The sequence below is a fragment of the Pseudomonas sp. BF-R-01 genome (assembly GCF_019946615.1).
In the GTDB taxonomy this organism is placed as follows: Bacteria; Pseudomonadota; Gammaproteobacteria; order Pseudomonadales; family Pseudomonadaceae; genus Aquipseudomonas; species Aquipseudomonas migulae.
In genome coordinates, this window is sequence record NZ_JAGYFX010000187.1 from 1 (window position 1) to 5,276 (window position 5,276).

Annotated in this window: 7 protein-coding genes; 4 read left to right on the forward strand and 3 right to left on the reverse strand. The window is 59.0% G+C overall.

Translation table 11 applies throughout. The annotated features are described in order from the left end of the window. Nucleotides 1-111 precede the first annotated feature (111 nt). Both KGB27_RS30795 and KGB27_RS30800 read left to right on the forward strand, forming a co-directional pair. Nucleotides 112-597, forward strand: a complete 486-nt coding sequence (locus KGB27_RS30795; protein ID WP_008025899.1) for a hypothetical protein — start codon at nt 112-114, stop codon at nt 595-597. 63 nt (nt 598-660) lie between these two features. Continuing rightward, complete coding sequence (locus KGB27_RS30800) at nt 661-948, forward strand: PA4642 family protein (protein WP_008037237.1); 288 nt, start codon at nt 661-663, stop codon at nt 946-948. A gap of 171 nt (nt 949-1,119) precedes the next feature. Here KGB27_RS30800 and mqo read toward each other — a convergent pair whose 3' ends face one another. Further along, on the reverse strand, nt 1,120-2,628 hold the full coding sequence (gene mqo, locus KGB27_RS30805; RefSeq protein WP_008025902.1) for a malate dehydrogenase (quinone): 1,509 nt from the start codon (nt 2,626-2,628) through the stop codon (nt 1,120-1,122). Between the two features lie 737 nt (nt 2,629-3,365). Continuing rightward, nucleotides 3,366-3,599, reverse strand: coding sequence for a hypothetical protein (locus KGB27_RS30810; protein ID WP_008025904.1), 234 nt, complete (start codon nt 3,597-3,599; stop codon nt 3,366-3,368). A gap of 202 nt (nt 3,600-3,801) precedes the next feature. Here KGB27_RS30810 and KGB27_RS30815 point away from each other — a divergent pair, with 202 nt between their 5' ends. Further along, nucleotides 3,802-4,386: a YajG family lipoprotein gene (locus KGB27_RS30815; RefSeq protein ID WP_192228955.1), complete on the forward strand. Its 585-nt coding sequence runs from the start codon at nt 3,802-3,804 to the stop codon at nt 4,384-4,386. Nucleotides 4,387-4,565: 179 nt separating this feature from the next. On the opposite strand, the gene KGB27_RS30820 is transcribed toward KGB27_RS30815, so the two are convergent. Beyond that, nucleotides 4,566-4,772, reverse strand: a complete 207-nt coding sequence (locus tag KGB27_RS30820; RefSeq protein ID WP_008025908.1) for a hypothetical protein — start codon at nt 4,770-4,772, stop codon at nt 4,566-4,568. Nucleotides 4,773-4,967: 195 nt separating this feature from the next. Here KGB27_RS30820 and KGB27_RS30825 point away from each other — a divergent pair, with 195 nt between their 5' ends. Further along, on the forward strand, nt 4,968-5,252 hold the full coding sequence (locus tag KGB27_RS30825; protein ID WP_223450266.1) for a hypothetical protein: 285 nt from the start codon (nt 4,968-4,970) through the stop codon (nt 5,250-5,252). Nucleotides 5,253-5,276 lie beyond the last annotated feature (24 nt).

The window sequence follows — 5,276 nt, forward strand, 5'->3', positions numbered from 1 at the left end:
GTCAGTCCCTTAGTTATCGACTGACACACCGCCTTCGCGGGCAAGCCACGCTCCTACAGGGACGGTGTGTACCCATGCTAAAGTGCCCGGCCCCGCCTTTCGGAGCCCGTCATGAGCCTTTTGATCCGCAGCTGCGCCGCCCTGTTGCTGACCCTCAGCCTGCCGCTGGCCGCCGCGCCGGCGCTGATGCACGGGCAGTTTCTGCCGCCTGACGACCTGACGCTGCGTGATGCCGAACCGGAGCAGCAACAATTGCTGCAGGTCACCGAGTATTCGGTGGTGGTCGGCAGCCAACGGCAGTCCACTCAACAGCCGATCCCGGTAACGTCTCCGCTGCTGATCCGCCTCAAGGGCAAATCCTTGAACAAGGGCGCGACCATCAATCAGGTGCTGGTCAACTTCGATGGCGAAAGCAAAAGCCTGAAAAAGCCGATCTACGACGACAAGAGCAAAACCCTGACGCTGTTTTACCCGATGGCGCAATACCGCGTGGTGATCGACTTGCTGCGCAATGACACGGTGTATTGCCAGTTCCTCAGCTACGCCAACGGTCATGTCTGGGCCGATCTGCACACCGGGGCCGTTCGTCCGCGTTGAGCCCGGCGGCCAGTGAGGGGTAAACTGCCCGCCCCGTGAAATGTCTGCGAGCTGGAGTCGGCAATGCGTAAAGATAAGAAACAAGTGATTGGTGACGAGATCGGCGACGAGCAGATCAAGTTGTTTCTCGATTTCGAACCGGTCGACGCCACTTCGCCGTCCCTGCACAAACTGATCAAGGCCTACCGTGGCCTGCGCATCGACGACTTCGAGCGTTTTCTGACGTTCTTCGTCGAGGCCGGATTTGATCTGGACGGCAAGGACGAGCACGGCAATGACTTCGTTGCCCTGATCAAGGATCAGCGCAACGCACCGGACTACATCGAACTGATCGAAAAAGCCCGCGGCTGAAGTAATCCTTGTTCCTGTAGGAGCCAGCTTGCTGGCGATGGGCGCAACGCGGTGTGTCAGAGCTACCGCCATCGCCGGCAAGCCGGCTCCTACAAAATCAGGTTTGTCGTGAAACAGGCATAAAAAAACGCCCCGCTCTCAATGAGAGCGGGGCTTTTTTATGGGGCCGAATCAAGCGAAGCTTGGTGTCTCGCTGCTTTCTTCAACCAGTTCCAGCGCGATGTTGTTCTGCGCGTTGATCTTGCGATACAGCGCAGCATCGGTTTCCAGAACCTTTTCCCGGGCCGGGAAGATTTCCGCCAGTTTGGCTGCCCACTCGCCGGACGCTTGGGCCGGGAAGCATTTTTCGATCAGTTCCAGCATGATCGAAACGGTCACCGACGCGCCTGGCGAAGCACCCAGCAGGGCAGCAAGGGAACCGTCCTTGGCCGCGACCAGTTCGGTACCGAACTGCAGAACGCCGCCCTTTTTCGGGTCTTTCTTGATGATCTGCACCCGTTGGCCGGCCACTTCCAGGCGCCAGTCTTCGGCTTTCGCTTCAGGGTAGAAGCGACGCAGGGAATCCAGACGCTGTTCCATCGACTGCATCACTTCGCTGACCAGGTACTTGGTCAGGTCCATGTTGTTTTTCGCCACGGCCAGCATCGGGCCGATGTTGCCGGCGCGAACCGACATCGGCAGGTCCATGAAGGAGCCGTGCTTGAGGAACTTGGTGGTGAAACCGGCGTAAGGTCCGAACAGCAGGGACTTCTTGCCATCGACCACGCGAGTGTCCAGGTGCGGCACCGACATCGGTGGCGAACCCACGGCAGCCTGGCTGTACACCTTGGCCTGGTGATGCTTGACCACTTCAGGGTTGTCGCAACGCAGCCACTGGCCGCTGATCGGGAAGCCGCCGAAGCCTTTGCTTTCTTCGATGCCCGAGGCCTGCAACAGCGGCAATGCCGCGCCGCCCGCACCGAGGAACACGAATTTGGCGTCGACTTCGCGGGTGTTACCGCTGTTGACGTCCTTGATGCTGACGGTCCAGCCGCCGTTGTTGCGCTTCAGGCCGGTCACGCGCTTGCAGTACTTGACCTGGGCATCGGGTGCGCTGGTCAGGTGCTTGAGCAACTGGTTGGTCAGCGCGCCGAAGTTGACGTCGGTGCCATTGATAACACGGGTGGCGGCGAGGGTTTCGCCAGCGTCACGCCCCGGCATCATCAATGGCATCCAGTCGGCCATTTTTGCCTTGTCTTCGGTGTATTCCATGTCCGCGAAGGCGTGGTGCTTGCTCAGCACCTTGAAGCGTTCCTTGAGGAAGGACACGCCGCTGTCGCCCTGGACGAAGCTCAGGTGCGGCACCGGGCTGATGAAGGTCTTGCACGAGCCGAAGGTGCCTTTTTTGGTCAGGTAGGACCAGAACTGCTTCGACACTTCAAACTGAGTGTTGATGTGCACGGCTTTCTTGATGTCGACGGTGCCGTCGGCGGCCTGCGGCGTGTAATTGAGCTCACACAGCCCGGCGTGACCGGTACCGGCGTTGTTCCACGGGTTGGAACTCTCCGCGGCACCGGAATCCATCAGCTCGACGACTTCCAGCTTGATCGCGGGGTCGAGCTCTTTGAGCAGTACAGCGAGGGTGGCACTCATGATGCCGGCCCCAACCAGTACTACGTCGACTGCTTCGTTATGCGCCATTTAACGCGTCTCCAAAATCTGCAGCACCAAATTGTCGGCATGGCTGCCAGGCGTTCAGGGCGTGTCAGTGATGCCCCAGGTACCCATGGCAGTGTCGCCATGTCCGAATCTTCGCAATTTATCGCAACTTCGACGGACGCTACCGGCCGGGTTTATGAGGTCAATGAACTCATTTCAACGCGCGACTGGCAATTCGACTTATGGTCGAGACATCCGTTTGTGCAACCAAATCCGTAGCGGACAGGCTTCAGGCTCCGGTGTTCGAGGAATACTCGGTCCTGTGTCGTTGGGCTGTTTCAGACGCTAATGGTGCATGTTCAGACGCAAAACTATTCATTTGCTCGCCACACTCTTGTGAAGTTGTGAAAACCCGTTTTTTTCACGCTCTTTTGAAGACGTGAACCTCAAAAAAGGGCTGTCCCAGCCTGGCACCGTGCCCGGATGGATCGCCGCCATGGAATACATGACAGGCAAAACGGGCAAACAGCTCAGTGACCGAGCGTAATGACAGCTCTGCAGATTCGCGAAAAGTGGGGTTTTTGCTCAAGGAACAGCAAGCGCGCCAGCTTCACTCGATCTGTGTGGGCGGCTCTCTGTGGGCGGTGCGGGGTGCCAATACCGAAGCATTGACGATTGCTGCGAGGCCCGATCAGGAGACGTCCTTATAATCGGGGGGAGATTGTATCTAAGAAACGCGGGGAAATGGACGTGTTTAATGACTTTTATTAGGCGTCTGGTCAGGTCGCCAGCAGTTGTTGAGCGCGAGCACGGGGTTGGCGCTGGTTGACACGGGCGCTGGCGGGCAGGGGATGGTGCAGCCAGTTGAGGCGGATTTCTTCGATTTCGACCCAGCCATCGCCCATCGGCTGGAGGCTGCACTGCTTGAATGCCTGGCAATGGCCGTTGCGGTCGAGCAGGGCGAAGCAGCGATGCAACGGGCGCGGTGTGAACAGGGAGACGAGAAGGCGCATGGGAAATACCTCGTGGGATTTACCGCATACGTTGTCAGCAAGTCGTGACGCGCAGGTGAAAGGAGGGTGAACGATGTGTGACAGGAACCGCGGTCCACGGGGTTTGTCTGAGATTCTGGTATTCGTTGCATGACGCTAGTTACCCGCAGTGGCGCACCGCTATACTGCCGGCCTGTTTGTGCCTGATTCTGGAGAGAAGAGCATGTTGCAACGCCTGTTGTTCGGTTTGATCACTGTGACCAGTTTGACCCTGGTTGGCTGCGCCCACAGCCCGCAACAACTGAGTCCGGAGCCGAAGCTGACCACTCAGCTGGCACCGGTCGGCCATGGCCAGCCAGTCGTGGTGCGTGTGGTGGACGGTCGTCCGTCGCCAACCCTGGGCACCCGTGGCGGTCTGTATCCGGAGACCAGCGCGATCACGGTGCAGGGCGCGCAGATTCTACCGAAGCTGCAGGCCCAGGCCGAAGCGGCCGTGCGCTTGCTCGGCTTTACCCCGACTAACAATGCGCCGAATGCCCCGCAACTGACCGTGACCCTGGCCGAGCTGAAGTATCAGTCGCCTAAAGAAGGCATGTATGTGACCGAGGCGACCATCGGCGCGACCTTCCGCTCTGACGTGCAGAACGCCAACCGCCGCTACAGCGGTCGTTACGGTGCATCCCTGGACCAGCGTTTCGGCATGGCACCGAACCAGGAAACCAACACCAAGCTGGTCAGCGATGTGTTGAGCGATGCATTGACGCGCCTGTTCAAGGACCCGACCGTGGGTCAGATTCTCGGCGAATAAGTTTTCGCTGAAATCAAAAAGCCCGGCGCCAGTGATGGCCCCGGGCTTTTTTGTGCCTGCACCGCCGATCCCGTGTAGGAGCGAGGCTTGCCCGCGAAGACGGTGTGTCAGGCGACATCAATGTTGAATGAGAGGCCGCCTTCGCGGGCAAGCCTCGCTCCTACAAGGGGGCTGCGGTGTCAGGCGGCTTGCGAGTAAAACTCCAGCACACTCACCCCTGTCAGCAAATCCGCCTCCGGCAGATCCGCATGTTGATGCCCGCCCAGCGCGCAATACACCAGCCAATGACGATCCTGAACGTTGAAGGCAAGGCTGCCGACCAAAGTTTGTTGTTCGTCGCTTTGAGCAATGAGATAGAGGCGATCCTGGTTTTCAGCGTGCAGCATGACGGTATCCATGTCGGTTTTGGTGGGGCGAGAGATTGGCGCATTCAGATGACGAAGCCGTGACGCAGGGCAGGAATCTGCCAAATGGTGAGTTATTTATCGTATAGCGGCGGGCAGGAGGGACGGCTTTCGGTAGAATCCGCGCCGCGGTCGTCGATCTGGCTTCCGCCACACCTGTTTTGTCCGAGGTTCGTGATGTCGCTGCATTTGATGACGCTGTTTACCGCCCATCCCGCCAAATTGATCAACCTGCTCGCCTTGCTGCTGGCCTTTCCGGGCAGCTGGCTGTTGCACGCCACGCGTCGTCGTGAACAACGCGCGATGGCCAACCTCGAAGCGCAGAGCCAGAGCCGTCGCATCGATGAGCCAATGTTGATGCTGGATGGTGCGACCTTGCGCATGAACCGGTTTTTCTACCGCTTCGGTTTCGCCTGCCTGGGGTTGGCGCTGCTGGTGTCTTGGATCAGCACGCGCGTCTGAGCACCCCGTAACCCCCTGTAGGAG

Bases quoted from the DNA above. Each gene is read 5' to 3' on its own strand.
- KGB27_RS30795 (WP_008025899.1), top strand. From the start codon at position 112: ATGAGCCTTTTGATCCGCAGCTGCGCCGCCCTGTTGCTGACCCTCAGC.
- KGB27_RS30800 (WP_008037237.1), top strand. From the start codon at position 661: ATGCGTAAAGATAAGAAACAAGTGATTGGTGACGAGATCGGCGACGAG.
- mqo (WP_008025902.1), bottom strand. From the start codon at position 2,628: ATGGCGCATAACGAAGCAGTCGACGTAGTACTGGTTGGGGCCGGCATC.
- KGB27_RS30810 (WP_008025904.1), bottom strand. From the start codon at position 3,599: ATGCGCCTTCTCGTCTCCCTGTTCACACCGCGCCCGTTGCATCGCTGC.
- KGB27_RS30815 (WP_192228955.1), top strand. From the start codon at position 3,802: ATGTTGCAACGCCTGTTGTTCGGTTTGATCACTGTGACCAGTTTGACC.
- KGB27_RS30820 (WP_008025908.1), bottom strand. From the start codon at position 4,772: ATGCTGCACGCTGAAAACCAGGATCGCCTCTATCTCATTGCTCAAAGC.
- KGB27_RS30825 (WP_223450266.1), top strand. From the start codon at position 4,968: ATGTCGCTGCATTTGATGACGCTGTTTACCGCCCATCCCGCCAAATTG.